The sequence below is a fragment of the Variovorax sp. CAN15 genome (assembly GCF_030462475.1).
Classification (GTDB): Bacteria; Pseudomonadota; Gammaproteobacteria; order Burkholderiales; family Burkholderiaceae_C; genus Variovorax.
The window spans coordinates 15,537-38,457 of record NZ_JASMRZ010000054.1 but is presented as its reverse complement, the minus strand read 5'-3'; the positions used below and the strand labels follow the sequence as shown (position 1 = coordinate 38,457).

Below are 22,921 nucleotides of genomic sequence, written 5' to 3'. Positions count from 1 at the left end.
GGATGGCCGATGCGGCCAGCAGGATCGCCAATGTCTTCGTCATGCAAGTTCTCCTTGGAGTGTTTGTGAAACCGGGGTTCGCCTCCTGCGAGCCGGTAGTGCATTGAAGGCCACGCCGGTACGCGCCGGGTTTCCGTGTTGAAGCCCTCGCGTGAAGTTCGTTACCGGATGTGGAACACGATCCTGACTCTGCCCCGGGACGCAGAAGCCGCAAGGCGGCGCGCAGCTGATTGCGCAGTAGGCGCGGTTCCCGTGGTGCACCGGCGAGAGAGAATGTCGGCGCCCACGCTTTTGCTTTTGGATACCGGTTCTTTCCACGCCCGATGCAGCCCACGTCCTTCGTTTTCTCCCGCAAGACCCTCGCAGCCCTGCTGATCGCCGCGGCGTGGGCGCATCCGGCCGGGGCCGTGGTGAGCTTCGAGGAAGTGAAGCGCGATTTCCGCTCGTCCGACACCGCCGTGCTCGACCGCAACGGCGAGCTGCTGCAGCGCGTGCGCACCGACCCCACGGTGCGGCGCGGCCAGTGGACCGCGCTGGCCGACGTGTCGCCCGCGCTGCGCACGGCCATGGTGCTGAGCGAGGACAAGCGCTTCTACGAGCACAGCGGCATCGACTGGCGCGCGGTCTCGGCCGCCGCCTGGGGCAATCTCTGGAACACGCGCACGCGCGGAGCCTCGACCATCACGATGCAGCTGTCGGGCCTGCTCGACGAGGACCTGCGCCGCAATTCGGGCGGGCGCAGCTTCACGCAGAAGATCGGGCAGACGGTGGCGGCCGCGCAGCTGGAGCGCAACTGGCGCAAGGACCAGATCCTGGAGGCGTACCTCAACACCGTGCCGTTCCGCGGCGAGATCGTGGGCATCGACGCGCTCTCGCGCACGCTCTTCGGCAAGGCGCCCAGCGGGCTCGACGCGCGCGAGGCCAGCGTGGCGGCGGCGCTCGTGCGCGCGCCAAACGCCAAGCCCGCCGTGGTGGCGCAACGCGCCTGCGAAGTGCTGCGCACCATGGAGCCGCAACAGAAGACCGACTGCGAGGCGCTGGACATGTTCACCAGCGCGGCGGTGCAGCGGCGGGCCTTCGAGCCGAGCGAAGGGATCGCGCCGCATGCCGCGCGGCGCGTGCTGCGCGAGATGCGAGACGCGAACGCGGGGGCAGCCCCCACCCCGGCCCTCCCCCAGCGGGGGAGGGAGAAAGACAACAAGGAAGCCGGCGTGCGCACCACCCTGCGTGCGCCGCTGCAGCGCTTCGCGCTCGACACGCTGCAGCGTCACCTGCGCGAACTGCGCGACCGGCACGTGGAAGACGGCGCGCTCGTCGTGCTCGACAACGCGACCGGCGAAGTGCTCGCCTGGGTCGGCTCCTCCGGTCCGCTGAGCCAGGCCGCGGAGGTCGACGGCGTCACCGCGCTGCGGCAGCCGGGCTCCACGCTCAAGCCGCTGCTCTACGGCCAGGCGATCGCCGAGAAGCGCATCACGGCGGCCTCGCTGATCGAGGACTCGTCGGCGCAGATCAGCACCGCCAGCGGCCTCTACATTCCGCAGAACTACGACCGCCGCTTCAAGGGGCCGGTGTCGGCGCGCACCGCGCTGGCCGCATCGCTCAACGTGCCGGCGGTGCGCACGCTCGTGATGGTCTCGCCCGAGGCCTTCGCGCGCGAACTGCGCGCCGCAGGACTGCCGCTGCGCGAGAGCGGCGACTACTACGGCTACAGCCTCGCGCTCGGCAGCGCCGAGGTGTCGCTGCTGTCGCTCACCAACGCCTACCGCATGCTGGCCAACGGCGGTCGCTACGCAACGACGACGCTGACCGTGCGGCCCGTGGAAAAGCCGAAAGCCGCTGCTGCCTCGCAGCCGCCGGTACTCGACCCGCGCGCGGCCTTCATCGTCGGCGACATTCTTTCCGACCCGAATGCGCGCAGCCGCACCTTCGGGCTCGACAGCATTCTTTCCACCCGCTTCTGGACGGCCGTGAAGACCGGCACCAGCAAGGACATGCGCGACAACTGGGCCGTGGGCTGGTCGCAGCGCTACACGGTGGGCGTATGGGTGGGCAACGCCAGCGGCGAGTCGATGTGGGACGTGAGCGGCACCAGCGGCGCGGCGCCTGTGTGGGCCGAGGTGATGCGCTTCCTGCACTCGCGCGAGCCGAGCCGCGCGCCGATGCCGCCCGCGGGCCTGGTCGAGACGCAGGTGAGCTTCGGCCCCGGCGCCGATGGCAATCCGCTGGAGGCCTCGCGCAGCGAGTGGTTCCTGCAGGGCACGGAGCAGCCGCTCTTCGCGCTCGACACCGGCATGGCGGGAAGTGCTTCCACTTCGGCGCGCATCACGGCACCGGCCGACGGCACCATCATCGCGCTGGACCCCGACATTCCGCCCCAGCGGCAGCGCGTGCGCTTCGATGCCGAAGGCCGGAGCGTGCATTGGCGCATCGATGGCAAGCCGCTGGCGCGCGGCAACAGCGTGCAGTGGTTTCCATGGCCGGGGCGCCATGTGATCGAGCTGGTGGACGCCAGCGGCAAGGTGGTCGACCAGCGCCGGCTCGAGGTGCGCGGCGCGGGTGTGGTGGCGAAGAACAACGGCGGCGGCAACAGCGTGCGGCGCTGATTCAGGACGCCCTGGACAGGTCGAGGAAGTAGTCGACGAAGGTCCGGATCCTCGGCGTGTTGCGACGCGCGGGCAGGTAGCTCAGGTGGATGTCGTGGGGCTTCGGCTCCAGCGAGGGCAGCACCGGCATCAGCGTCTTGCCGTCGGTCTGCGGCCGCGCCAGCGACTGCGGCAGCGACTGCGGCAGCAGCGTCGGCCGCGTCGCGCGGCAGGTCGGCGCTGTCCTTGCCGGTCTCGACCGTCACCTCCAGCCGCGGATAGGCAGTCATGACCGCGGGCAGGCGGCTCGTCAGCAGCTCGCGGCCCAGTGGTGGGGCACGGCGATGCGCAACCGCCCCATGATGCGGCCGCCGTCGGACGAGAGATTGAGCATGGCGTCGCAAGGATCGTCAGCGCATGCCGGACCGCCGCCAGGAACTCCCGGCCTTCCTCGGTCAGCGCGAAAGGGGGGGGTGCCCCCGGCATTTGTAAAGGCGCAGTCCAGGTCAATCGCCGCGTGTAGAGTCCGGTTTCTGTTTAGGGGCAAAATTCATCCAATCATTGAATGACCAACCTCTCCTGATGCTCGCCCAAGCCCCCCGTACTTCCCTTGCAGACACCGCCGCCGACAGCATCCGCGCCGAGATTTCCGCCGGCCGCTGGGCCGTCGGTTCGCGCATTCCGATCGAGCCGCAGCTAGCGCAGCTGCTCGGCGTGAGCCGGGGCACGGTGCGCGAGGCGGTCAAGACGCTGGTTTCGCGCGGCCTGCTCGAAGTGCGCCAGGGCTCCGGCACCTATGTGCGCTCGGGCTTCGATCCGTCTTCCAGCCTGCAGAAGATGCGGCTCGCCAGCCTGCGCGACCAGTTCGAGGTGCGCCGCGCGCTCGAGGTGGAAGCCGCCCGGCTCGCCGCGGTGCGCCACACGGCGCGCGACCTGCGCCGCCTGCACGTGCTGCTGGACAAGCGCGGCAGCTTCGACCCTGCGGACAACGGTGCCGCCTTCGTCGAGCGCGATCTCGCCTTCCACCTCGCCATCGTCGACGTGTCGGGCAACCTCGCGCTGGCCGAGACCTGCCGCTTCATCACCGGCTACATCAAGGAAACCATCGCGAGTTCGCTGGGCAACGCCCTGCCCGAGCCCGACGAGGCGGCGCACCGCGCCATCATCGAAGGAATTGCCAGCCGCGACCCCGACATGGCCGCCGCGGCAGTTCGCGCCTTCRTGGCGCCGATGATCAACGCGCTGGCACTGGGCTCGTGATGAATTCGGCCACCCTCGCGCGCGGCAACGCCGCTTCCACACCCGCATCCGCCCGCCACGGCGGCGACGAACTGCTGATCGACGCCGAGGCCGACAGCCTGCCAGCGCCGCGGCCCACGCCGGCGCCAACGCTTGCGCGCCGCATCCTGCTCGGCGCCAGCGTGGTGCTGATCGCCTTCAACCTGCGCCCGGTGTTCGCCAGCCTCTCGGTGGTGCTGCCGGAAATCATCAAGGCCACGGGCCTTTCCGCCACCGCCGCGAGCCTGCTGACCACGCTGCCGATCGTCTGCCTCGGCGTGTTCGCGCCGCTCGCGCCGGGCCTGGGCCGGCGCTTCGGCACCGAGCGCACGCTGCTCGGCTGCATGGTGCTCATCCTGGTCGGCACGGTGCTGCGCGGCACCGGCAACATCCCGCTGCTGTTCCTGGCCTCGGCCATCGCGGGCAGCGGCATCGCGGTGTCGAACGTGCTGCTGTCGGGCCTGGTGAAGCGCGACTTCGCCTCTCGGGCGGCGCTGATGATGGGCCTCTACACGATGGCCGTGTGCGGCGGCGCGGCCAGCGCGGCCGGCTTCACGGTGCCCATCGAGCACGCGCTGGGCGGCGGCTGGACCATGGCGCTGGCGATGTGGGCGCTGCCGGCCGCGCTGGTCACGCTGATCTGGGCGCCGCAGGCGCTGCCGCTGAAGCCGGTGGCGAGCGAATCGGGCTTCACCGTGCGCGGCCTCTGGAGCGACAGGCTTGCCTGGCAGGTCACCTTCTTCATGGGCCTGCAGTCTGCCCTCGCCTACATCGTGATGGGCTGGCTCGCGCCGATCCTGCGCGAGCGCGGGCTGGGCAGCGAGACGGCCGGCTACGTGGTGTCGCTGTCGGTCATGACGCAGGTGGTGACCTGCCTCGTGGTGCCGGCGCTGGCGGTGCGGCTGCGCAACCAGCGCGGCCTGGCGGTCGCGCTGGCGCTGCTCACGGTGGGCGCGATGCTGGCGATGCTGTTCGCGCCGCTGGACGGCTTCTTCGGCGTTTGGGCCTGGGCGGTGCTGCTGGGCATTGCGCAGGGCGGCACCTTCGCGCTGGCGCTCACGATGATCGTGCTGCGCTCGCCCGACTCGCACGTGGCCGCGCATCTCTCGGGCATGGCGCAGGGCGTCGGCTACATGGTGGCGGCCTTCGGGCCGCTGGTGGCCGGGCTGCTGCACGGCTGGACGGGCAGCTTCCGCGCCTCGTCGTGGCTCTTCATCGGCCTGGGCATCGCGCTCGTGATCGCGGGGCTGGGGGCAGGACGCACGATGCACGTGGGCACGACGACCGTGCCGCGCCGCTGAGGCGCGGGCCCGCTGCCTACTGCGGCCCGCCGCAGAAGCCCGCGCGCTCGGTGGTCTTCGCGGTGAACAGCACGCGCGTGGTGGTCGCCACGCTGCGCGGCTCGTTCTGCGGCCACTCGGTCTGCACCCAGGTGTATTGCCAGTCGTACGGGGCGCCGGGCTTGAAAGTCTCGCCATAGGCGATGCGCAGGCTGCCGAAGCTCTCGTCGTGGCAGTGCTTCGAAGTCTTGTATTCCTTCTCGCTGAAGCAGGCGCGGATCATCTTGGAGCACGAGAACGGAATGCCCTCCTGCACCGCCTTGCCGCCTTCGAGCGGCACGAAGTCGGCGGTGTCGAACGAGGCGCCGCCGCCCGAATAGCCTTCAGACACCGTCCGCAGCACCGCCGCTGCCCACTTGCCCTCGGCCACCGGATAGAGCGCCGGCGCGAGCGAGAGACGCGCCTCGGACCGGCTGGCGTCGCTGCCTTTCTTCAGGGCCTGCGCGTAGTCGGAGAAATCGTGGAGGCGAGCGAGCCGCCAGCCCTTCGCGTCGCCGGCGTCCCGCCTGACGCGCGCCATGGCCAGCGGTTCGGCGGAGAGCACCACGTAGTCGCCGGGCGCGGCGCCGCGCGGACGGTAAAGGCCCAGTTGCTGCGCGTTGCAGGGCTGCGGCAGCAGTGCGCACAAGCGCGCGCGCCATTGCGCATCGAGCGAATCGGGCTTCTTCACCGCATCGAACACCTGCGCCGACGGCGCGGAAAGATCGGGAGCGGCAAGCACCGGGGCGGCGAACGGCAGCAGGGCGAGCAGGAGCGGCAGTTTTCTCATGGAGCCGGATGGTAGCCACCGGCGGGGCGCCTGGTTGATAAAGTCGCACGCGACCATGAATCCTTCTTCTCCCGCCCTCCTCCGGATCGACGCGCTGCGCTTCGCCTACCCCGACCAACCCGCGCTGGTGTCCGGCTGGAACGCATCCGTCGGCCCGGGCGTCACGCTGCTCTACGGCGATACCGGCACGGGCAAGTCAGCCCTGCTGCAGGTGATCGCCGGCGCGCTGCCCGCCTCCGCCGGTCGGCTGACCGTGGCGGACGTGAGCCTCGACGCCGCGCCCGAGGCCTACCGCCGCCAGGTGTTCTTCGTCGACCCGGTGACCGATCGCTTCGATCAGATCAGCGCGCGCGAATGCACGGCTTCGCTCGTCGAGGGCGACGCGGGCTTCGACGAAGCGAAGTGGCAGGCCATCGCCGACGGCTTCTCGCTGGCGCCGCACCTGGACAAGAAGATGTTCATGCTCTCCACCGGCTCGAAGCGCAAGGTGTGGATGGCCGCCGGGCTGGCGTCGGGCCGCCCGCTCATACTGCTCGACGAGCCGACCGCCGGCCTGGACATGCCCTCGACGCGCTGCCTGTGGGCCACGCTCTCGGGCTTCGCGGCGCAGGTGAGGCAGGCGGTGATCGTGGCCAGCGCGGCGCGCATCGACACCGTTCCGCTGGCGGCCACCATCGAACTGCCGCTGGCCTGATGCCTGCCTGCCTTCAGGCCGCGGCGTCGAAGTCGGTGCTGCGGCTCAGGGCTTCCCAGGCTTCCATGTCCTTGAGCATCGCCTGCGCATGGGCGCGCACCGCGTCGACCGAGTCGCCGCCCAGCGGCAGGCGCAGCGGCGTGTTCTCGGCTTGCAGCGCCTTCGCGATGGCCACCGCCGCCTTGCGCGGATCGCCTGCCTGCGTGTTGTGCATGCTGTGCGCGAACTCGCGCGTGGCACCCACCACCGGCTGATAGGCCTCGATCACCGGCATGTGGCGCATGCCGCTGCCCGCGAGCTGGGTACGGAACTGGCCCGGTTCGACGATCAGCACCTTGATGCCGAAGGGTGCGACCTCCTGCGCCAGCGCTTCCGAGGCGCCTTCCAGCGCGAACTTGGAGGCCGAATACGCGCTGAAGCCCGCGAACGACAGCTGCCCGCCGAGGCTGGAGATGTTCACGATGGCGCCCGACTTCTGTGCGCGCAGCACCGGCAACGCGGCGCGGGTGACGGCCATGGCGCCGAAGAAGTTGGTGTTCATCAGCGCACGCAGATCGGCATCGGAGGTTTCCTCCAGCGCGCCCACCACGCCATAGCCCGCGTTGTTCACGAGCACGTCGATGCGGCCGAAGCGCGCCACCGCGGCCTCGACGGCGGCTTCGGCGGCGCCGGCCGCGTCCACGTCGAGCGGCGTGGCCAGCACGCGGTCGGGTGCCAGCGCCACGAGGTCGGCGAGGCGCCCGGCATCGCGGGCGGTGGCGACCACGTTGTGGCCCATGGCCAGCGCGTGCTCGGCGAAGGCGTGGCCGAAGCCGGAGGCGGCGCCGGTGATGAACCAGGTCTGGCGGATCTGCGAGGCGCTGTTGCTGGAGGTGTTGGCGGTGGTGGACATGGCGTTGGCTCCTTGGGGTGTTGAGGGTTGCCGTGAAGGCATGGCGTGACTGTTCCAGCAAACACATTCAACGACTAGCCGGTTCAAATCGAATGCACTGTGCGATACAGTGCATGAATGGACCGCACCCTGCTCCCGCATCTCGCCATCGTGCTGGCGGTGCACCGGCGCGGCGGGTTCGCCGCCGCGGCGGCCGAGCTGGGCATGAGCGCCTCGGCCGTGAGCCACGCGGTGCGCGCGGTCGAGGACCACCTGGGCCAGCCGATCTTCGCGCGCACCACCCGCAGCGTGCGGCTGACCGAGGCCGGCGCCAGCTTCATCGGCATGCTGGCCCCGGCCATGGGCGAGATCGCCGACGCGGTGGACCGCTTCGGCGAGTCGCTGGGGCGGGTGAGCGGCGTGCTGCGCATCAACGCGCCCCACGTGGCGCTGCCACTGGTCATGACGCCGCTGGTGGCCGAAATGTCGCGCCGCCACCCGGAGCTGGTGATCGAGATCACCTGCGACGACGGCCTGGCCGACATCGTCGCCAGTGGCCAGGACGCCGGCGTGCGCCTGGGCCACACCGTCGCGCAGGACATGGTGGCGGTGCGGCTCACCCCGCCCTTCGAGGCCATCATGGTGGCCACGCCGCGCTACCTGGCCACGGCCGGCGAGCCGCGCAGCATCGAGGCGCTGCAGCAGCACAACTGCATCGGCTTCCGCTTCGTGACCTCGGGCGGCGTGTACGCCTGGGATCTGCGCGACAAAGCTGGCGCCCACGTTTCGGTCGAGGTGCCGGGCACGGTGCGGGTCACCGACGCGCTCTACGCCCGCGACCTGGCGCTGGCCGACGTGGGCATCGCCTACATCTTCGAGCCGCTGGTGCGCGCCGAGCTGCGCGATGGCCGGCTGCGCCAGCTGCTGCCGCGCTCGGCCTTCGGGGAGCCGGGCCTGTTCCTGTACTTCCCCCGCCGCGCGGCGCAGGCGCCCAAGCTGCGCGCGTTCGTCGACCTGGCCCGGGAAATGCTCGAAAAGGCCGTTTCCGGCCAGCTGGAGCCCCGTTAAGACTCGCTCCCGGGCGGGGCTTGGTAACCCGCATGGCGAAACACGGTCCCGGCGGGCGACAATCGGGGGCTCCGGCAAAAACGGGCCACCCCCCGGCCGCCGGAAGTTCCAGCCAACCCGACAACCAGGATCTACGGAAGCAAGCGCATGAGCTCGAAGCAACCCACCATCGTCTACACCCTCACCGACGAGGCGCCCCTGCTGGCGACCTACGCGTTTCTGCCCATCATCCGCGCCTTCACGAATCCGGCCGGGATCAACGTCGAGACCAGCGACATCTCGGTGGCGGCCCGTATCCTGGGCGAGTTCCCCGACTACCTGAGCGACGAGCAGAAGGTGCCCGACAACCTCGCCGAACTGGGCAAGCTCACGCTCAAGCCCGAAGCCAACATCATCAAGCTGCCCAACATCAGCGCCTCGGTGGCCCAGCTCAAGGCCGCCATCAAGGAACTGCAGGGCAAGGGCTACAAGATCCCCGACTACCCCGAGAACCCGACCACGGACGAGGACAAGGACATCCGCGCGCGCTACAACAAGTGCACCGGCAGCGCCGTGAACCCCGTGCTGCGCGAAGGCAACTCCGACCGCCGCGCGCCCAAGGCCGTCAAGGAATACGCGCGCAAGAACCCGCACAGCATGGCCGAGTGGAGCCAGGCATCGCGCTCGCACGTCTCGCACATGCACGGCGGCGACTTCTATCACGGCGAAAAGTCCATGACCCTGGACCGCGCCCGCAACGTCAAGATGGAACTGATCACCAAGAGCGGCAAGACCATCGTGCTCAAACCCAAGGTCGCCCTGCTCGACCGCGAGGTCATCGACTCCATGTTCATGAGCAAGAAGGCGCTGCTGGCCTTCTATGAAAAGGAAATCGAAGACGCGCACAAGACCGGCGTGATGTTCTCGCTGCACGTCAAGGCGACCATGATGAAGGTCTCGCACCCCATCGTGTTCGGCCACTGCGTGAAGATCTTCTACAAGGAAGCCTTCGAGAAACACGGCAAGCTGTTCGACGAGCTGGGCATCAACGTCAACAACGGCATGGTCGACCTCTACAACAAGATCGCCACGCTGCCGCAGAGCACCCAGGACGAGATCAAGCGCGACCTGCACGCCTGCCACGAGAACCGCCCCGAGCTGGCGATGGTCGACTCGGCCAAGGGCATCACCAACTTCCACTCGCCCAACGACGTGATCGTGGACGCCTCGATGCCCGCCATGATCCGCAACGGCGGCAAGATGTGGGGCGCCGACGGCCGCCTGAAGGACGTGAAGGCCGTGATGCCCGAATCGACCTTCGCCCGCATCTACCAGGAGATCATCAACTTCTGCAAGTGGCACGGCGCCTTCGACCCCAAGACCATGGGCACGGTGCCCAACGTGGGCCTGATGGCGCAGAAGGCCGAGGAATACGGCTCGCACGACAAGACCTTCGAGATTCCCGAAGACGGCGTCGCCAACATCACCGACCTGGACACCGGCGAAGTGCTGATGAGCGAAGACGTGGAGCAAGGCGACATCTGGCGCATGTGCCAGGTCAAGGACGCCGCGATCCGCGACTGGGTCAAGCTGGCCGTCAACCGCGCGCGCAACTCCGGCATGCCGGTGGTGTTCTGGCTCGACGCCTACCGTCCGCACGAGGCGCAGCTGATCACCAAGGTCAAGATGTACCTGCACGAGCACAACACCACGGGCCTGGACATCCAGATCATGAGCCAGGTGCGCGCCATGCGCTACACGCTGGAGCGCGTGGTCCGCGGCCTGGACACCATCAGCGCCACCGGCAACATCCTGCGCGACTACCTGACCGACCTGTTCCCCATCATGGAACTGGGCACCTCGGCCAAGATGCTGTCCATCGTTCCGCTGATGGCCGGCGGCGGCATGTACGAGACCGGCGCGGGCGGCTCGGCTCCCAAGCACGTGCAGCAGCTGGTGGAAGAGAACCACCTGCGCTGGGACTCGCTGGGCGAATTCCTCGCGCTGGCCGTGAGCCTGGAAGACCTGGGCCTGAAGACGAACAACAAGAAGGCCGCCATCCTGGCCAAGACGCTGGACACCGCCACCGGCAAGCTGCTCGACAACAACAAGAACCCCTCGCCCAAGACCGGCCAGCTCGACAACCGCGGCAGCCAGTTCTACCTGGCGATGTACTGGGCACAGGAACTGGCCGCGCAGACCGAGGACAAGGAACTGCAGGCCGCCTTCACGAAGCTGGCCGAGACCCTCACCGCCAACGAGAAGAAGATCGTCGACGAACTCGCGGCCGTGCAGGGCAAGCCGGTGGACATCGGCGGCTACTACCTGGCCGACCCCGCCAAGTTCGAAGCCATCATGCGTCCGAGCGCCACGCTGAACGCGGCGCTGGCTTCGGCGCAAGGCTGATCCGGATCGTGCGGGTGGCAATGGTCATGAAGAAGTCCTGGCTCGCAATGCTCCCCGTCGCGCTGGCCCTGGCCGGCGTAGCGGGCGCTGCCCATGCGGCCGAGGACTGCGAAGCGCTGCGCACCCGCATCGAACAGAAGATCGCCGCGGCCGGCGTGGCACGCTTCACCGTCACCGTCGTCGATGCCAACGCATCGGCGAACGGCCAGGTGGTGGGCAGCTGCGAGCTCGGCACGAAGAAAGTCGTCTATCTGAAGGACGCGGGGGCTGCCCTTGCTCCTGCATCTGCCCCTGCATCTGCGCCGACGCCGGCCCCGGCGCAGGGCACGGACGAACCCATGCTCACCGAGTGCAAGGACGGCACCGTGACCATGGGCGACTGCAGAAAGCAGTAGCAGCAACCCGGCGGCACCTGCCGCCCGGCCCTGCCCCATCCATTCTTGCGGCCGGACTCTTCCGGCTGTTCAGCCCTGTGCCACCACCCGCGCGATCCACGCGAGCAGCACCGCTTCGACCTCGTCGCGGTTGGTCTCGTTCAGCGCCTCGTGGCGCGCGCCGCCGAACACGTGGCACGACACGTCGCGCAGCCCCGCCTCGCGGTAGCGCTCCACCAGCGGATAGAACCATTGGGCCTTGTTGCTCACCGGGTCTTCGCCGCCGATGAACAGGTACAGGGGCAGCTCGGGACGGATGGTCTTGCGCATCGCCTCGGGCGTGAGGGCGTCCAGCTTCGCGAACATCGAACCCAGCCCCTCCGGCGAAACCGTGAAACCGCACAGCGGATCGGCGATGTACGCATCGACCTGCGCGGGATCGCGGCTGAGCCAGTCGAAGGGCGTGCGCACGTCGGGCAGCGCGGCGTTCATGTCTTCCAGCTTGAAGCCCGACTGCAGGGCGGTGCCCAGCAGGTCGAGCGCCGAGGTGCCCGACAGCGCCGCGCCCGCGAGCAGCGAACCGTGCTCGACGAGGTAGTACTGCAGCGCGAACGAACCCATGCTGTGGCCCAGCAGGATCAGCGGCAGCCCGGGGTGCACGCCGCGCACATGGCGGCTCAGCAGCGCCATGTCGTCCACCAGCCCGGCGAATGCGCGCGGCCCGAACTCGCCCAGCTCGCCGCGCGCCTGCGCACCCTTGCCATGGCCGCGATGTTCGTTCGCATAGACCACGTACCCCGCGCGCACCAGTGATTCGGCCAAGTGCCGGTAGCGCAGCGAATGCTCGCCCATGCCGTGTGCCAGCTGCACGATGGCGCGCGACGCTGTCGCCGTGCCCAGCCACCGATGGACCTCCACCGTGACGCCGTCGTTGGCGGTGAGCTCGAAGTGGGTCTCGGTGGTCGGCATGCAGTGCTCCATTCAGTGATCGATGGAGCAGATCGTAGGGGCTGGCGCGCGGCGCTTCGATCAGGGGTTTCCTGCTTTTGTCGCGTGGTGGACAGCCAGCACTTCCGCCATCTTCTTCAACGCCGCCTCCGGCGTAGGCTCGATGTGGATCGAGCATGCCAGCATCAGGTTCAGCTGCTGACCGAAGTCCTCGACCGCGATGCCGGTGCCGGCTTCGCGCAGCACGCCGTTCGCGTCGACTTCGCATGGCAGCGCGGCGCGCACGCGGTCTGCGTAGCTGCCTTCGGGCACGCCATAGGCCACGACCGGGATGCCCAGCGCGATCGCCGCGCCGACCTCGAACACGGTGCCGGAATCGGGCTCCATGCCCCTGAAGCTCGCGAGATTGGCGACGACGCCGTCGGCGCCGCGAAGCCGCTGCATGTTGGCTTCGTAGATCTGCTTCTCGGGCGCCTCGGAGCTCAGCTCTTCGTTACCGTCGGCCGGCAGCAGGGCCGCGAGGCCCGCTGCCTCGCAGGCGCCCGACAGCCTCACGAAATGCGCCCTCGCGTCGGGGCGAAAGACGTCCGGCCCCGCAAGGTAGATGCGCAGGCGGGCCGTGTTCCGGGGCGACTGGTTGTCCATCGGCGCAGCATCGGCGATTTCGGGCTCTTGCTCAATCCTTGCGACATCGTGCAAAGCGAATTACCGATGGATGCATCGGCCCGCCGCACCAGACGCTGCGGCTTCGGGGAATCAGGCAAGAAACTCGCACGAAGCGACTAACGCCCCGCCCGCGCCTTTTTCAAGAATGGACGCTCCATCCACGAACCAAGGCGCACCATGAATACCGCACATCGCACTGGCGCACTCACCGCGCTCTCGCTATCGCTTGCCATGGCCTCGGGCCCTTCGCAGGCACAACAGCAACGCCCCAGGCTGCTCGAAGACCCGAACCGCTTCGTGGGCATGTGGGTGACACAAGACGGCCACATCCGCCACGAACTGCTCCCCAACGGCCGATACGACGAGGCGCGCGGCACGCGTCAGAGCGCTTACCAGGGCAGCTACAGGCTCAAGGGCAACCACATCGACTACGTCGACGACACCGGCTTCACGGCCGACGGCGAGTTCCGCGACGGCGTGCTGTACCACGCGGGCATGGTGCTCTACCGCGAAAGCACTACGCCGCGCTGAACGGCAGAAGCAGCGGCCCGCGTGTTTTGCAGGATCAGGCAAAAACCGCGTTCGATTCGTCTACCGCTTCCGGCTTGCGAAAACGCACACTTCTCCGCATGCCCGGCCCACGCTCATTCCAGTGTGCGCCCCACGGCAGACAGATCAGCACGAGGAGTTCACCATGACCACGATCCAGGAAAAAGTCGTACTCATCACCGGCGCGAGCAGCGGCATCGGCGAAGCGACCGCCAGGCTGCTTGCGCGGCGCGGCGCCAAGGTGGTGCTCGGTGCGCGCCGCACCGACAGGCTGGAGGCGCTCGCGGCGGAGATCACGGCCACGGGCGGCACGGCGAGCTTCCAGCGGCTCGACGTGACGCACCGGCCCGACATGGAAGCCTTCGCCGAGTTCGCACTCGAGACGCACGAGCAGATCGACGTGCTCGTCAACGCCGCGGGCGTGATGCCGATGTCGCCGCTGTGGAACCGCAAGATCGAGGAGTGGGAGCTCATGATCGACGTGAACCTGCGCGGCGTGCTGCTGGGCATCGCGGCGGTGCTGCCGACGATGCAGGAGCAGGGCTGGGGCCACATCGTGAACGTGGCGCCGGTGGCGATGCACGGGCTGTCGCCGGGCTCGGCGGTTTACCACGGCACGCAGTACGCGGTGAACGCGATCTCCGAGGGCCTGCGGCAGGAGCATGCCGGCCGGCTGCACGTGACGGTGGTGAGCCCCGACGTGCACGGCCCCATCGATCCGCTGGCCGAGCGCATCGCGGCCAGCTACGCGCGCGAGCGCATGCGCACCAACCGGCGCATCGCGGTGCCGGTGGATGCGGTGGCGCGCTCGATCGCGGGCGCCATCGAGGGCTACGGCATCACGGCCGGTGCGATGCGCCCGCCCGCCAGGCAGCATCAGCAGCAGAGGCCGCGGCCGGCCGAATACGCTCAGTAGGTCTTGTAGGGCAGGAACTTGCCCGACAGCACCACGTTGACGCGGTCGCCCTTCGGGTCGGCCTCGCGCTGGATGTCCATGCTGAAGTCGATGGCGCTCATGATGCCGTCGCCGAATTCTTCATGGATCAGTTCCTTGATGGTGGTGCCGTACACGCTCACCACCTCGTACCAGCGGTAGATGAGCGGATCGGTGGGCACCGGGGTGGGCAGCGAGCCCTTGTAGGGCACCACCTTCAGCCACTTCTGCTCCTCGGCGGTGAGGCCGAAGATCTTGCCGATGATCTTCGCCTGCCTGTCGTCGAGGGTCATCTGGCCGAGGCAGGCGGCGGTGGTCCACTCCTTCGAGAGGCCTACCTTCTTCGCCACGTCGGCCCACTGGATGCCCTTGCCGACCTTGGTGGCGATGATCTTCTCGGTGACGTCGTTGCGGTTCATGGGGTTTGCTCCTGATTGAAATGAACGTGATGAAGGGTGAAGACGAGGTCACGCAGCCTTCGCGCGCGTGACGAGGAAATCGACGATGTGGTTGCGCAGCGCGTAGTAGCCGTCGAGGTGGTGCAGCGACGCGCGCGTGCGCTCGCGCGGCAGCGGGTTGACCACCGTCTCGACGATGTCCCCCGCGCGCCAGCCGCCCTGCGGCAGGTCGGCGCCGTTGCTCATCAGCAGGATGCGGTCGGCCAGCAGGATGGCCTCGTCCACGTCGTGCGTGATCATGAAGACGGTCTGCTGCGTCTGGCGCACGATGGCCATCAGCTCGTCCTGGATGGTGCCGCGCGTGAGCGCATCGAGCGCGCCGAAGGGCTCGTCGAGCAGCAGCATCTTGGGGCTGATGGCAAAGGCGCGCGCGATGCCCACGCGCTGCTTCATGCCGCCCGAGAGCTGCGAGGGCTTCTTGTCGATGGCCGCCTGCAGGCCGACCATGGCGACGAAGCGCTCCACCTGCGCATCGACCTGCGCCGCCGACCACCCGGGCCAGCGCGAGACCACGGCGAAGGCGATGTTCCTGCGCACGGTGAGCCACGGCATGAGCGCGTGGCTCTGGAACACCACGCCGCGCTCCAGGCTGGGGCCGGCCACCTCGCGCCCGTCCATGAAGACGTGGCCCGCGCTGGCCTGGTCCAGGCCCGCCAGCACGTTGAGGATGGTGGTCTTGCCGCAGCCCGAGTGGCCGATGATGCAGACGAACTCGCCGCGCTCGAGCGTGAACGACACGTCGGCGAACACGGGCCGCGCGGGCACGAAGGCCTTGGCCAGACCCTCCACGCGCAGGAAGCCGCGGGCGCCCGGCGCCTCCACGGCGGCGGCGGAAACGACGGGCTGGGTCATGGCTTCACCTCGGGCCGGAAGAACGGCGCGCTCACTCCACATAGGTCACCTTCCGCTGCAGCGCCGCGAAGGCCTGGTCGAGCAGCATGCCCACCACGCCGATCAGCAGGATCGCGAAGATCACATTGGTGAGCGACAGGTTGTTCCACTCGTTCCACACGAAGTAGCCGATGCCCGTGCCGCCCACCAGCATCTCGGCGGCCACGATGACCAGCCACGCGATGCTCATGCTGATGCGCATGCCCGTGAGGATGGTGGGCGCCGCCGCCGGCAGGATGACGCGGAACGCGCGGCGCAGCGGCTTCACCTCGAGCGTGCTGGCCACGTTGAGCCACTCGCGCTTGACCGAGGCCACGCCGAAGGCGGTGTTCAGCAGCATCGGCCACACCGAGCAGATGAAGATCACGAAGATGCCGCTGACCGACGAGTCCTTGATGGTGTAGAGCGCCAGCGGCATCCACGCCAGCGGCGAGATCGGCTTGAGCACCTGGATGAACGGATCGAAGGCCTTGTGCAGCAGCGGCGACATGCCGATGACGAAGCCCAGCGGCACCGCCACCGCGCACGCCAGCGCAAAGCCCAGGCCGACGCGCGCCAGCGACCAGGCCAGCTGGATGGCGATGCCCTTGTCGTTGGGGCCGTTGTCGTAGAACGGATTCGACAGGTGCTTCCACGCGGTGGCGGCCATCTCGGCGGGCGTGGGAAAACCCGAGCTCTTCACCTGGCCCTGCGTCGGGTCCTTGCCGAGCATCTTCTGGTATTCGATCTGCTCGGCTGTCATGCCAGTCGCGGCGGAGGCACCGGTGGTCGGTGCGGTCGCCAGCTGCCACACGCCGACGAGCAGCAGGAACATCAGCAGCGACACCAGCGCCGCCTTGAACGAAAGGGCCTTCTTCCGCATGGCTCAGGCCGTCTTCGCGATGGCGAAGCTCTTGAGATAGTCGTCGGGCTTCGCGGGATCGAACACCTTGCCCATGATGGTGAACTTGGGGTAGGCGCCATCGGGCACGGCCTGGCCCAGGTCCTTCATGCGCTTCTTCGCGTCGGTGAGCAGGAAGACCTTTTCGGCGATCTGCCTGTAATTGATGTCGCCCTTCACGTAGCCCCAGCGCTTCATCTGCGTGAGCATCCACACGGCCATCGACTGCCAGGGGATCGGGTCGAAGTCGGCGCGGTCGGGCACGGTGCGGATGTTGCCCAGCCCGTCGGCGAACTTGCCGGTGAGCACCTGCATGAGCACGGTCTCGGGCTGGTTCAGGTACTGCGCGGGCGCGATCACCTTGGCGATGAGCTCGCGATTCTTCGGATCGCGTGCCATGGCCGAGGCGGTGAGCACCGAGCGCACCAGCGCGGCGAAGGTGTTGGGGTTCTTCTCGATGAACTTGGTCGACGTGCCGAAGGCGCAGCAGGGGTGGCCGTTCCACAGGTCCTTGGTGAGCAGGTGGATGAAGCCGATCTCCTCGAACACCGCGCGCTGGTTGAACGGGTCGGGGCCGAGGTAGCCGTCGATGTTGCCGGCGCGCAGGTTGGCCACCATCTCGGGCGGTGGCACCACGCGGATCTGGATGTCGGTGTCGGGGTTCAGGCCCGCTTCCGCAACGTAGTAGCGCAGCAGGAAGTTGTGCATGCTGTACTCGAAGGGCACGGCGAACTTCATGCCTTTCCAGGTCTTTGGGTCGCGCCTGTCCTTGTGCTTGTTGGCCAGCGTGATGGCCTGGCCGTTGGTGTTCTGGATGGTCGCGACGTTCATGGGCACCGCGTTGGAGCCCGCGCCCATCGAGATGGCCAGCGGCATCGGCGACAGGAAGTGCGTGGCGTCGTACTCCTTGTTGAGCATCTTGTCGCGGATGAGCGCCCAGCCCGCCGTCTTCACCACCTCCACGTCGAGGCCCTGCTTCTGATAGAAGCCCAGCGGGTGCGCCATGATGAGCGGCGTGGCGCAGGTGATGGGAATGAAGCCGATCCTGAGCTTCGTCTTCTCCAGCGGCGCCTTCTCCTGCGCCATGGCCTGCAGCGCGCCGAGCGGGAACACCGAGGCGATGGCCGCGCGCGCGGTGCCCGCGCCCACTGCGCGCAGGAAGCCGCGCCGCACGCTGTCGACGGGGAACAGCGCCTTCATGAGGCTGGCCTCGAGCTTGTCCTCCGGTAGCACGCCTGCCCGCTGCGCGCCATGCACGCGCCCGCAGGCGCAGCGCATGTTCAGTGGCCGGTCGGCATCGTAGGGATCGCAGGCGGTCGGTTCTTGCGGGTTGGACATGGTGGTGCACCTCGTTGGAAAGATGCAGCCGCCGTTGCAAGCGCCGGGCCGGAAAGGCGCTGTGGAAGCCATTGCGCAGCCTGCGGCCTCAGATCGTGCCGCCGATGTCGAGGCCTTGTAGGGCTGGCACTACAAGCCGGTACGCGCCAGTGGCGTGTTCGGGCTTTTTCAGCCGGGAGAGCCCTGCTTGCCGTGGCGTTCGGCATACAGGGCCAGCTCCACGTCGTTCTTGGTGCCGGTCTTCTCGAGGATGCGCGCGCGATATGTGCTCACGGTGTTGGGCGCCAGGCCCAGCTGCGCACCGATTTCGCTCACGCTGTGCCCCGCGCTGAGCAGCCGGTACACCTGGTGCTCGCGGTGCGAGAGCATCTCGGCGCCCTGCCCGGCGCCTCGTCCCACGGCAGTGGCCAGTGCCTCGGCCGTGGCAGCGGACACATAGAGCCCGCCGGCCGCCACCTTGCGCACGGCGCCGACCATGTCGTCGGCGTCGGCGCTCTTGTTGAGATAACCCGATGCGCCCAGCTTGATGCAGCGTACGGCGTATTGCCTCTCCGGGTAGGTGCTCAGCATCAGCACCGGAAGCGATGGCCACTGCTTGCGCAGCGCCTGCAGCACGTCGAGCCCGTCGCGGCCGGGCAAGGCGATGTCGAGCAGCACCACGTCGAGGCCCTCGGGGCCGCCGAGGGCCTGCACGGCTTCCAGCACCTCGGGGCCGGTCTGCGCCTCGGCGCGCACCACCATCGCGGGCAGGCCGTTGGAAAGATCGCCCAGCATCTGCTTCAGGCCCTCGCGCACGATGCGGTGGTCGTCGCCGATGAGCACGCGGATGTCGCTCATTGCGCGCCTCCGTGCGCATCCACGGGCAGCGGCAGGTGCAGGCGGAAGGTGCTCCCCTCGCCCACGCGGCTCTCGATGTCGATGCGCCCGCCGAAGTGGCGCGCGCGCTCGCGCATGCCGAGCACACCGTAGGATGTTGCGGCCTCGAAGGCTTGCGCCGGCGCGCCGACGCCGTCGTCGCGCACGCTGATGCACAGCCGCTCCTGCTCCACGCCGATGCGGATGCAAAGGCTGCTCGCCTTCGCATGGCGCCCGACGTTGCTCAGCATCTCCTGGAAGATGCGGAACACCGCGATGGCCGCGGGCTCGGGCAGCTCCACGCCGGGCGGCACGTCGAAGCGCCAGTCCAGCTCCAGCTCGGCCGCCTGCACGAACTCGTGCGCCTGCCATTCGAGCGCGGCCCACAGGCCCTGGTGGTCGAGGATGCTGGGGCGCAGGTCGGTGATGATGCGCCCCACGTTGTCGACCGCGCGCTCGATGAGCTGGCTCATGTTCGAGCACTTGCAGCGCATCTGCTCGCGCATGGCCTGCGCCGCGTCGGGCGTGCGCTCCTGCTGTTCGCCCAGGCGCTTGCCGATCCAGTTGACGTCCATCTTCAGCGCCACCAGCAGGCTGCCGAGTTCGTCGTGCACCTCCCGTGCGATGCGGGTTCGCTCCTCCTCGCGCACCTTGTCGAGCCACGCGGAAAGCTCGCGCAGCTGTGCCAGCGCGTCGCTGAGCTCGCGGGTTCGCTCCTGCACGCGCAGGCCGAGCTCGTCCTTGGCCTGCTGCAGTGCCTCGGCCTGGCGGCGGCGCTCGGTGATGTCGACGAAGGTGATGACGGCACCACGCACCTGCGCGCCGTCCATGATCGGGTGGCTCGAATACTCGACCGCGAAGGCGCTGCCGTCGCGGCGCCAGAACACCTCGGTGTCGATGCGGCAAGGCAGGCCGCGCCGGAAGGCGTTGAAGATGGGGCAGTCGGTGTCGGCGTAGTGCGAGCCGTCGGGGTGCGAATGGTGCGTGAGCTCGTGCATGTTGGAGCCGAGCACGTCGCCCACCTCATGGCCGAGCATCTGCGCGCCGGCCCGATTGATGAACATGCAGTGGCCGTCGAGGTCGATGCCGAAGATGCCCTCGCCCGTCGATTCCAGCAGCAGGCCGAGCTGGTGCTGCCACAGCGGGTGGCTGGCGGCGGGGTTCAGCAAGGGCGTCTCCATGCACCAAAAGCAAGCAACAGCCGTGCCCGGAGCAGCCCGCCCCGCCGAGACTCAGGTACGCGCCCAGTGGAACTTGCGGTCCGATTCCTTGATGGGCTGGTCGTTGATGCTCGCATAGCGCCTCTGCATGAGGCCGTTCTCCGCGAACTCCCAGTTCTCGTTGCCATGGCTGCGATACCACTGGCCCGAGTCGTCGTGCCATTCGTACTCGAAGCGCACCGCGATGCGATTGCCCATGAAGGCCCAGAGCTGCTTCTTGAGGCGGTAGTCGAGTTCGCGCGTCCACTTGCGCGACAGGAACTCGACCACCTGCTCGCGGCCGTTGACGAAATCGGCGCGGTTGCGCCATTCGGTGTCGGGCGTGTAGGCCAGGCTCACGCGAACGGGGTCGCGTGAGTTCCAGGCGTCTTCGGCGGCCTGCACTTTCTGCGTGGCGGATTCGAGGGTGAAGGGCGGCAGCGGCGGGCGTGATTCCATGGCGGTTCTTTCGATGGAGGTTGAAGGGGGATGCGCTGAAATGTGCCACAGGTAGACAGACCTGTCTACATGCCTACAATCGCACCATGGACATCTCTTCCATCTCCGACAAGCCCGCGCGCGAGCGCATCCTGCTCACCGCGCACGACCTCTTCTACGCCGACGGCATCCGCGCCACCGGCATCGACCGCGTCATCGCCGCATCGGGCGTCACCAAGGTCACCTTCTACCGGCACTTCCCGTCGAAGGACGACCTGGTGCGCGCCTTTCTCGACCATCGGCACGGCCTGTGGATGGCATGGTTCGTCGATGCGCTGGGCCGGCTTGGCGCGCAGCAGCACATCGGCGGCGGCCAGGCGCTGGAGGTGCTGTCCGACGCGATGGCCGAGTGGTTCGCCGATCCGGCCTTCCGAGGCTGCGCCTTCATCAACTCGGTGGTCGAGGTGGGCGGCAGCGTGAATGGCGCGCGCGACATCTCGCGCGAGCACAAGCGCGAGATGGTCGAAGTGATTGCCGGTTTGCTGCCCGAAACGCTGGAAGCGTCTCAACGCATGGCCGTCGCGCAGGCGGCCGCGCTGGGCGTCGACGGCGCCATCGTCAAGGCACAGATGGGCGGTGCCGCGCTTGCGCGCGAAGCGGTCGACGACCTGCGCCGGCTGCTTCAGGCGCTGACGGCCACGCTGCCCGCCTCTGCAGCCGTTACTTCACGACCATCAGCGTGAACGGCCACACATAGGCCTGTAAGGTCACGTAGAAGCCCACGAGACAGGCCAGCGCGATGGAGTGGAAGAACACATAGCGCAGGATCTCGCCCTCATGGTTGAACCAGCGCGTGGCGGTGGAAGCCACAACGATCGACTGCGCATCGATCATCTTGCCCATCACGCCGCCCGAGCTGTTGGCCGCGCCCATGAGGTTCGGGCTCAGGCCGAGCTGGTCGGCCGCCACCTTCTGCATACCGCCAAAGAGCACGTTCGATGCGGTGTCGGAGCCCGTGAGCGCCACGCCCAGCCAGCCCATCAGCGTGCCGAAGAAGGGATAGAGCACGCCGGTGTTGGCGAAGGCCAGGCCCAGCGTGGTGTCCAGCCCCGAGTAGCGCGTGAGCGTGCCCAGCGCGAGCATCAGCACGATGGTGAGCAGCGAGAACTTCACCAGCCACAGCGTGCGGCCATAGGCGGCCACGAGCTGGATCGGGTTGTACTTCATCACCAGCCCGCCCACGAGGGCCGACACGAGGATGCCGGTGCCCGTGGCCGAGAGCAGCAGCAGCTGGTACACGGCGCCCTCCTTCGTCGGCTTGGGCACCACGGGCGCCACCTTCTCGACCATGTTGTGCAGCCCGTCGATGGGAAAGCTCGGCGCGAAGATGCCGTTGAGCCAGGTCTTCACCGAGGGCAGGCCCCAGATGAACACGAACACGGTGAGGATGAGCCACGGCGTCCAGGCACGGATCACGGCGGCGCCCGGATGCTTCGTGGGCGCGACGGCCGCCGCGGCCTGGCCGCCATCGGACTCGTGCCCCTTGAGCGACACCGAGGTCCAGACCTTCTTCGGCTTCCACACGCGCAGGAAGAGCACCAGGCACACCATCGAGACGATGGCCGCGATGATGTCCACCAGCTCCGGCCCGATGTAGTTCGACACCAGGAACTGCGGAATCGCGAAGGACACGCCCGTCACCAGGATGGCCGGCCACACCTCCATCATTCCCTTGCGCCCCGCGAAGGCCCAGATGAGCCAGAACGGCACCAGCAGCGAGAAGAGCGGCAGCTGCCGCCCGATCATCGCGGTGACCGCCATCAGGTCGTAGCCATGCACCTTGGCCAGCGTGATGACCGGCGTGCCCAATGCGCCGAAGGCCACCGGCGCGGTATTGGCGATGAGCGAGAGCCCCGATGCCGCCAGCGGCGAGAAGCCCAGCCCGATGAGGATGGCCGCGGTGACGGCCACCGGCGTGCCGAAACCCGCCGCGCCCTCGAAGAAGGCACCGAAGGCGAAGGCGATTAGCAGCAGCTGCAGGCGCCTGTCTTCCGTGATGCCGGCGATGGAGTCCTGAAGGATCTGGAAACTGCCGTTCTGCTGCGTGAGCTGCTGCAGGAAGATGATGTTCAGCACGATCCAGCCGATGGGCAGCAGGCCGGTGATGCCGCCCAGGAAGGCGGCCTTGCCCGCCATGTCGGCCGGCATGCCGAAGGCGAACACCGCGATGAGCACCGCGCTCAGCAGGCCCAGCCCCGCCGCGTAGTGCGCCTTGACGTGAAGCAACCCCAGGCACACCAGCATCACCACCACCGGAATCGCGGCCAGCGCCGTCGATACGATCATGTTGCCGAAGGGGTTGTAAACCTGTTGCCAGACCATGCGCTCATCTCCTGTTGTTATG

23 protein-coding genes are annotated in these 22,921 nt (G+C 68.3%); 10 read left to right on the top strand and 13 right to left on the bottom strand.

Annotation, left to right across the window (positions count from 1 at the left end):
- Window positions 1-323 precede the first annotated feature (323 nt).
- Window positions 324-2,603, top strand: a complete 2,280-nt coding sequence (gene pbpC / locus QMO14_RS24365; RefSeq protein ID WP_301510295.1) for a penicillin-binding protein 1C — start codon at window positions 324-326, stop codon at window positions 2,601-2,603.
- Between the two features lies 1 nt (window position 2,604).
- Here the strand turns inward: pbpC and QMO14_RS24360 are convergent, their stop codons facing one another.
- Complete coding sequence (locus tag QMO14_RS24360) at window positions 2,605-2,733, bottom strand: hypothetical protein (RefSeq protein WP_301510294.1); 129 nt, start codon at window positions 2,731-2,733, stop codon at window positions 2,605-2,607.
- 431 nt (window positions 2,734-3,164) lie between these two features.
- Between QMO14_RS24360 and QMO14_RS24355 the strand changes: the two genes are divergently transcribed.
- The gene (locus QMO14_RS24355) at window positions 3,165-3,842 is read left to right on the top strand and encodes a FadR/GntR family transcriptional regulator (protein WP_301510292.1); all 678 of its coding nucleotides are present in this window, start codon (window positions 3,165-3,167) and stop codon (window positions 3,840-3,842) included.
- On the top strand, window positions 3,842-5,161 hold the full coding sequence (locus QMO14_RS24350; RefSeq protein WP_301510291.1) for an MFS transporter: 1,320 nt from the start codon (window positions 3,842-3,844) through the stop codon (window positions 5,159-5,161). Before QMO14_RS24355 ends, QMO14_RS24350 begins: the two co-directional genes overlap by 1 nt.
- Before the next feature lie 16 nt (window positions 5,162-5,177).
- Here the strand turns inward: QMO14_RS24350 and QMO14_RS24345 are convergent, their stop codons facing one another.
- On the bottom strand, window positions 5,178-5,969 hold the full coding sequence (locus QMO14_RS24345) for a hypothetical protein (RefSeq protein WP_301510290.1): 792 nt from the start codon (window positions 5,967-5,969) through the stop codon (window positions 5,178-5,180).
- A gap of 55 nt (window positions 5,970-6,024) precedes the next feature.
- Between QMO14_RS24345 and QMO14_RS24340 the strand changes: the two genes are divergently transcribed.
- Complete coding sequence (locus tag QMO14_RS24340) at window positions 6,025-6,663, top strand: ATP-binding cassette domain-containing protein (RefSeq protein ID WP_301510289.1); 639 nt, start codon at window positions 6,025-6,027, stop codon at window positions 6,661-6,663.
- A 13-nt stretch (window positions 6,664-6,676) separates the two neighbouring features.
- On the opposite strand, the gene QMO14_RS24335 is transcribed toward QMO14_RS24340, so the two are convergent.
- Window positions 6,677-7,555 (bottom strand): oxidoreductase, encoded by an 879-nt coding sequence (locus QMO14_RS24335; RefSeq protein ID WP_301510288.1) that lies wholly within the window; start codon window positions 7,553-7,555, stop codon window positions 6,677-6,679.
- A 117-nt stretch (window positions 7,556-7,672) separates the two neighbouring features.
- Here QMO14_RS24335 and QMO14_RS24330 point away from each other — a divergent pair, with 117 nt between their 5' ends.
- From QMO14_RS24330 to QMO14_RS24320, 3 genes are all read left to right on the top strand, one after another.
- Window positions 7,673-8,602, top strand: a complete 930-nt coding sequence (locus tag QMO14_RS24330; protein WP_301510287.1) for a LysR family transcriptional regulator — start codon at window positions 7,673-7,675, stop codon at window positions 8,600-8,602.
- Window positions 8,603-8,749: 147 nt separating this feature from the next.
- Window positions 8,750-10,987, top strand: a complete 2,238-nt coding sequence (locus QMO14_RS24325; RefSeq protein ID WP_301510286.1) for an NADP-dependent isocitrate dehydrogenase — start codon at window positions 8,750-8,752, stop codon at window positions 10,985-10,987.
- A gap of 26 nt (window positions 10,988-11,013) precedes the next feature.
- On the top strand, window positions 11,014-11,382 hold the full coding sequence (locus QMO14_RS24320) for a DUF1161 domain-containing protein (RefSeq protein WP_301510285.1): 369 nt from the start codon (window positions 11,014-11,016) through the stop codon (window positions 11,380-11,382).
- A 69-nt stretch (window positions 11,383-11,451) separates the two neighbouring features.
- Here QMO14_RS24320 and QMO14_RS24315 read toward each other — a convergent pair whose 3' ends face one another.
- Both QMO14_RS24315 and QMO14_RS24310 read right to left on the bottom strand, forming a co-directional pair.
- On the bottom strand, window positions 11,452-12,330 hold the full coding sequence (locus QMO14_RS24315; protein WP_301510284.1) for an alpha/beta fold hydrolase: 879 nt from the start codon (window positions 12,328-12,330) through the stop codon (window positions 11,452-11,454).
- Between the two features lie 60 nt (window positions 12,331-12,390).
- Window positions 12,391-12,954, bottom strand: a complete 564-nt coding sequence (locus QMO14_RS24310) for a nucleoside 2-deoxyribosyltransferase (protein WP_301510283.1) — start codon at window positions 12,952-12,954, stop codon at window positions 12,391-12,393.
- Window positions 12,955-13,152: 198 nt separating this feature from the next.
- On the opposite strand from QMO14_RS24310, the gene QMO14_RS24305 reads away from it, so the two are divergent.
- Together QMO14_RS24305 and QMO14_RS24300 are read left to right on the top strand one after the other, a co-directional pair.
- Window positions 13,153-13,506 carry an Atu4866 domain-containing protein gene (locus QMO14_RS24305; protein WP_301510282.1) on the top strand — a complete coding sequence of 118 codons (354 nt, stop codon included), beginning with the start codon at window positions 13,153-13,155 and terminating at the stop codon, window positions 13,504-13,506.
- Between the two features lie 163 nt (window positions 13,507-13,669).
- Complete coding sequence (locus tag QMO14_RS24300; RefSeq protein WP_301510281.1) at window positions 13,670-14,440, top strand: SDR family oxidoreductase; 771 nt, start codon at window positions 13,670-13,672, stop codon at window positions 14,438-14,440.
- Here QMO14_RS24300 and cynS read toward each other — a convergent pair.
- The 7 genes from cynS to QMO14_RS24265 all read right to left on the bottom strand — a co-directional run bounded on the left by cynS (window position 14,434) and on the right by QMO14_RS24265 (window position 20,538).
- A complete protein-coding gene (cynS, locus tag QMO14_RS24295) occupies window positions 14,434-14,877 on the bottom strand; it encodes a cyanase (protein ID WP_301510280.1) in 444 nt (147 codons plus the stop codon). The two genes, QMO14_RS24300 and cynS, sit on opposite strands and share 7 nt — an antisense overlap.
- Before the next feature lie 48 nt (window positions 14,878-14,925).
- The gene (locus QMO14_RS24290) at window positions 14,926-15,768 is read right to left on the bottom strand and encodes an ABC transporter ATP-binding protein (RefSeq protein WP_301510279.1); all 843 of its coding nucleotides are present in this window, start codon (window positions 15,766-15,768) and stop codon (window positions 14,926-14,928) included.
- Window positions 15,769-15,799: 31 nt separating this feature from the next.
- Window positions 15,800-16,669, bottom strand: coding sequence for a nitrate ABC transporter permease (gene ntrB / locus QMO14_RS24285; protein ID WP_301510278.1), 870 nt, complete (start codon window positions 16,667-16,669; stop codon window positions 15,800-15,802).
- 3 nt (window positions 16,670-16,672) lie between these two features.
- Complete coding sequence (locus QMO14_RS24280; RefSeq protein ID WP_301510277.1) at window positions 16,673-18,025, bottom strand: CmpA/NrtA family ABC transporter substrate-binding protein; 1,353 nt, start codon at window positions 18,023-18,025, stop codon at window positions 16,673-16,675.
- A 168-nt stretch (window positions 18,026-18,193) separates the two neighbouring features.
- Window positions 18,194-18,862, bottom strand: coding sequence for a response regulator transcription factor (locus tag QMO14_RS24275; protein WP_301510276.1), 669 nt, complete (start codon window positions 18,860-18,862; stop codon window positions 18,194-18,196).
- The gene (locus QMO14_RS24270) at window positions 18,859-20,061 is read right to left on the bottom strand and encodes a PAS domain-containing sensor histidine kinase (RefSeq protein WP_301510275.1); all 1,203 of its coding nucleotides are present in this window, start codon (window positions 20,059-20,061) and stop codon (window positions 18,859-18,861) included. Before QMO14_RS24270 ends, QMO14_RS24275 begins: the two co-directional genes overlap by 4 nt.
- A 51-nt stretch (window positions 20,062-20,112) precedes the next feature.
- Entirely contained in the window at window positions 20,113-20,538 is a 426-nt protein-coding gene (locus QMO14_RS24265; protein WP_301510274.1) for a nuclear transport factor 2 family protein, read from the bottom strand.
- Between the two features lie 86 nt (window positions 20,539-20,624).
- Between QMO14_RS24265 and QMO14_RS24260 the strand changes: the two genes are divergently transcribed.
- On the top strand, window positions 20,625-21,260 hold the full coding sequence (locus QMO14_RS24260; protein WP_301510273.1) for a TetR/AcrR family transcriptional regulator: 636 nt from the start codon (window positions 20,625-20,627) through the stop codon (window positions 21,258-21,260).
- Here the strand turns inward: QMO14_RS24260 and QMO14_RS24255 are convergent.
- Window positions 21,238-22,899 (bottom strand): L-lactate permease, encoded by a 1,662-nt coding sequence (locus tag QMO14_RS24255; RefSeq protein ID WP_301510272.1) that lies wholly within the window; start codon window positions 22,897-22,899, stop codon window positions 21,238-21,240. The genes QMO14_RS24260 and QMO14_RS24255 overlap by 23 nt on opposite strands.
- Window positions 22,900-22,921 lie beyond the last annotated feature (22 nt).

Excerpts from the sequence above, each read along its gene's own strand:
- pbpC (WP_301510295.1), top strand. The coding sequence starts at position 324 with ATGCAGCCCACGTCCTTCGTTTTCTCCCGCAAGACCCTCGCAGCCCTG.
- QMO14_RS24360 (WP_301510294.1), bottom strand. The coding sequence starts at position 2,733 with ATGCCGGTGCTGCCCTCGCTGGAGCCGAAGCCCCACGACATCCACCTG.
- QMO14_RS24350 (WP_301510291.1), top strand. The coding sequence starts at position 3,842 with ATGAATTCGGCCACCCTCGCGCGCGGCAACGCCGCTTCCACACCCGCA.
- QMO14_RS24345 (WP_301510290.1), bottom strand. The coding sequence starts at position 5,969 with ATGAGAAAACTGCCGCTCCTGCTCGCCCTGCTGCCGTTCGCCGCCCCG.
- QMO14_RS24340 (WP_301510289.1), top strand. The coding sequence starts at position 6,025 with ATGAATCCTTCTTCTCCCGCCCTCCTCCGGATCGACGCGCTGCGCTTC.
- QMO14_RS24335 (WP_301510288.1), bottom strand. The coding sequence starts at position 7,555 with ATGTCCACCACCGCCAACACCTCCAGCAACAGCGCCTCGCAGATCCGC.
- QMO14_RS24330 (WP_301510287.1), top strand. The coding sequence starts at position 7,673 with ATGGACCGCACCCTGCTCCCGCATCTCGCCATCGTGCTGGCGGTGCAC.
- QMO14_RS24325 (WP_301510286.1), top strand. The coding sequence starts at position 8,750 with ATGAGCTCGAAGCAACCCACCATCGTCTACACCCTCACCGACGAGGCG.
- QMO14_RS24320 (WP_301510285.1), top strand. The coding sequence starts at position 11,014 with ATGAAGAAGTCCTGGCTCGCAATGCTCCCCGTCGCGCTGGCCCTGGCC.
- QMO14_RS24315 (WP_301510284.1), bottom strand. The coding sequence starts at position 12,330 with ATGCCGACCACCGAGACCCACTTCGAGCTCACCGCCAACGACGGCGTC.
- QMO14_RS24310 (WP_301510283.1), bottom strand. The coding sequence starts at position 12,954 with ATGGACAACCAGTCGCCCCGGAACACGGCCCGCCTGCGCATCTACCTT.
- QMO14_RS24305 (WP_301510282.1), top strand. The coding sequence starts at position 13,153 with ATGAATACCGCACATCGCACTGGCGCACTCACCGCGCTCTCGCTATCG.
- QMO14_RS24300 (WP_301510281.1), top strand. The coding sequence starts at position 13,670 with ATGACCACGATCCAGGAAAAAGTCGTACTCATCACCGGCGCGAGCAGC.
- cynS (WP_301510280.1), bottom strand. The coding sequence starts at position 14,877 with ATGAACCGCAACGACGTCACCGAGAAGATCATCGCCACCAAGGTCGGC.
- QMO14_RS24290 (WP_301510279.1), bottom strand. The coding sequence starts at position 15,768 with ATGACCCAGCCCGTCGTTTCCGCCGCCGCCGTGGAGGCGCCGGGCGCC.
- ntrB (WP_301510278.1), bottom strand. The coding sequence starts at position 16,669 with ATGCGGAAGAAGGCCCTTTCGTTCAAGGCGGCGCTGGTGTCGCTGCTG.
- QMO14_RS24280 (WP_301510277.1), bottom strand. The coding sequence starts at position 18,025 with ATGTCCAACCCGCAAGAACCGACCGCCTGCGATCCCTACGATGCCGAC.
- QMO14_RS24275 (WP_301510276.1), bottom strand. The coding sequence starts at position 18,862 with ATGAGCGACATCCGCGTGCTCATCGGCGACGACCACCGCATCGTGCGC.
- QMO14_RS24270 (WP_301510275.1), bottom strand. The coding sequence starts at position 20,061 with ATGGAGACGCCCTTGCTGAACCCCGCCGCCAGCCACCCGCTGTGGCAG.
- QMO14_RS24265 (WP_301510274.1), bottom strand. The coding sequence starts at position 20,538 with ATGGAATCACGCCCGCCGCTGCCGCCCTTCACCCTCGAATCCGCCACG.
- QMO14_RS24260 (WP_301510273.1), top strand. The coding sequence starts at position 20,625 with ATGGACATCTCTTCCATCTCCGACAAGCCCGCGCGCGAGCGCATCCTG.
- QMO14_RS24255 (WP_301510272.1), bottom strand. The coding sequence starts at position 22,899 with ATGGTCTGGCAACAGGTTTACAACCCCTTCGGCAACATGATCGTATCG.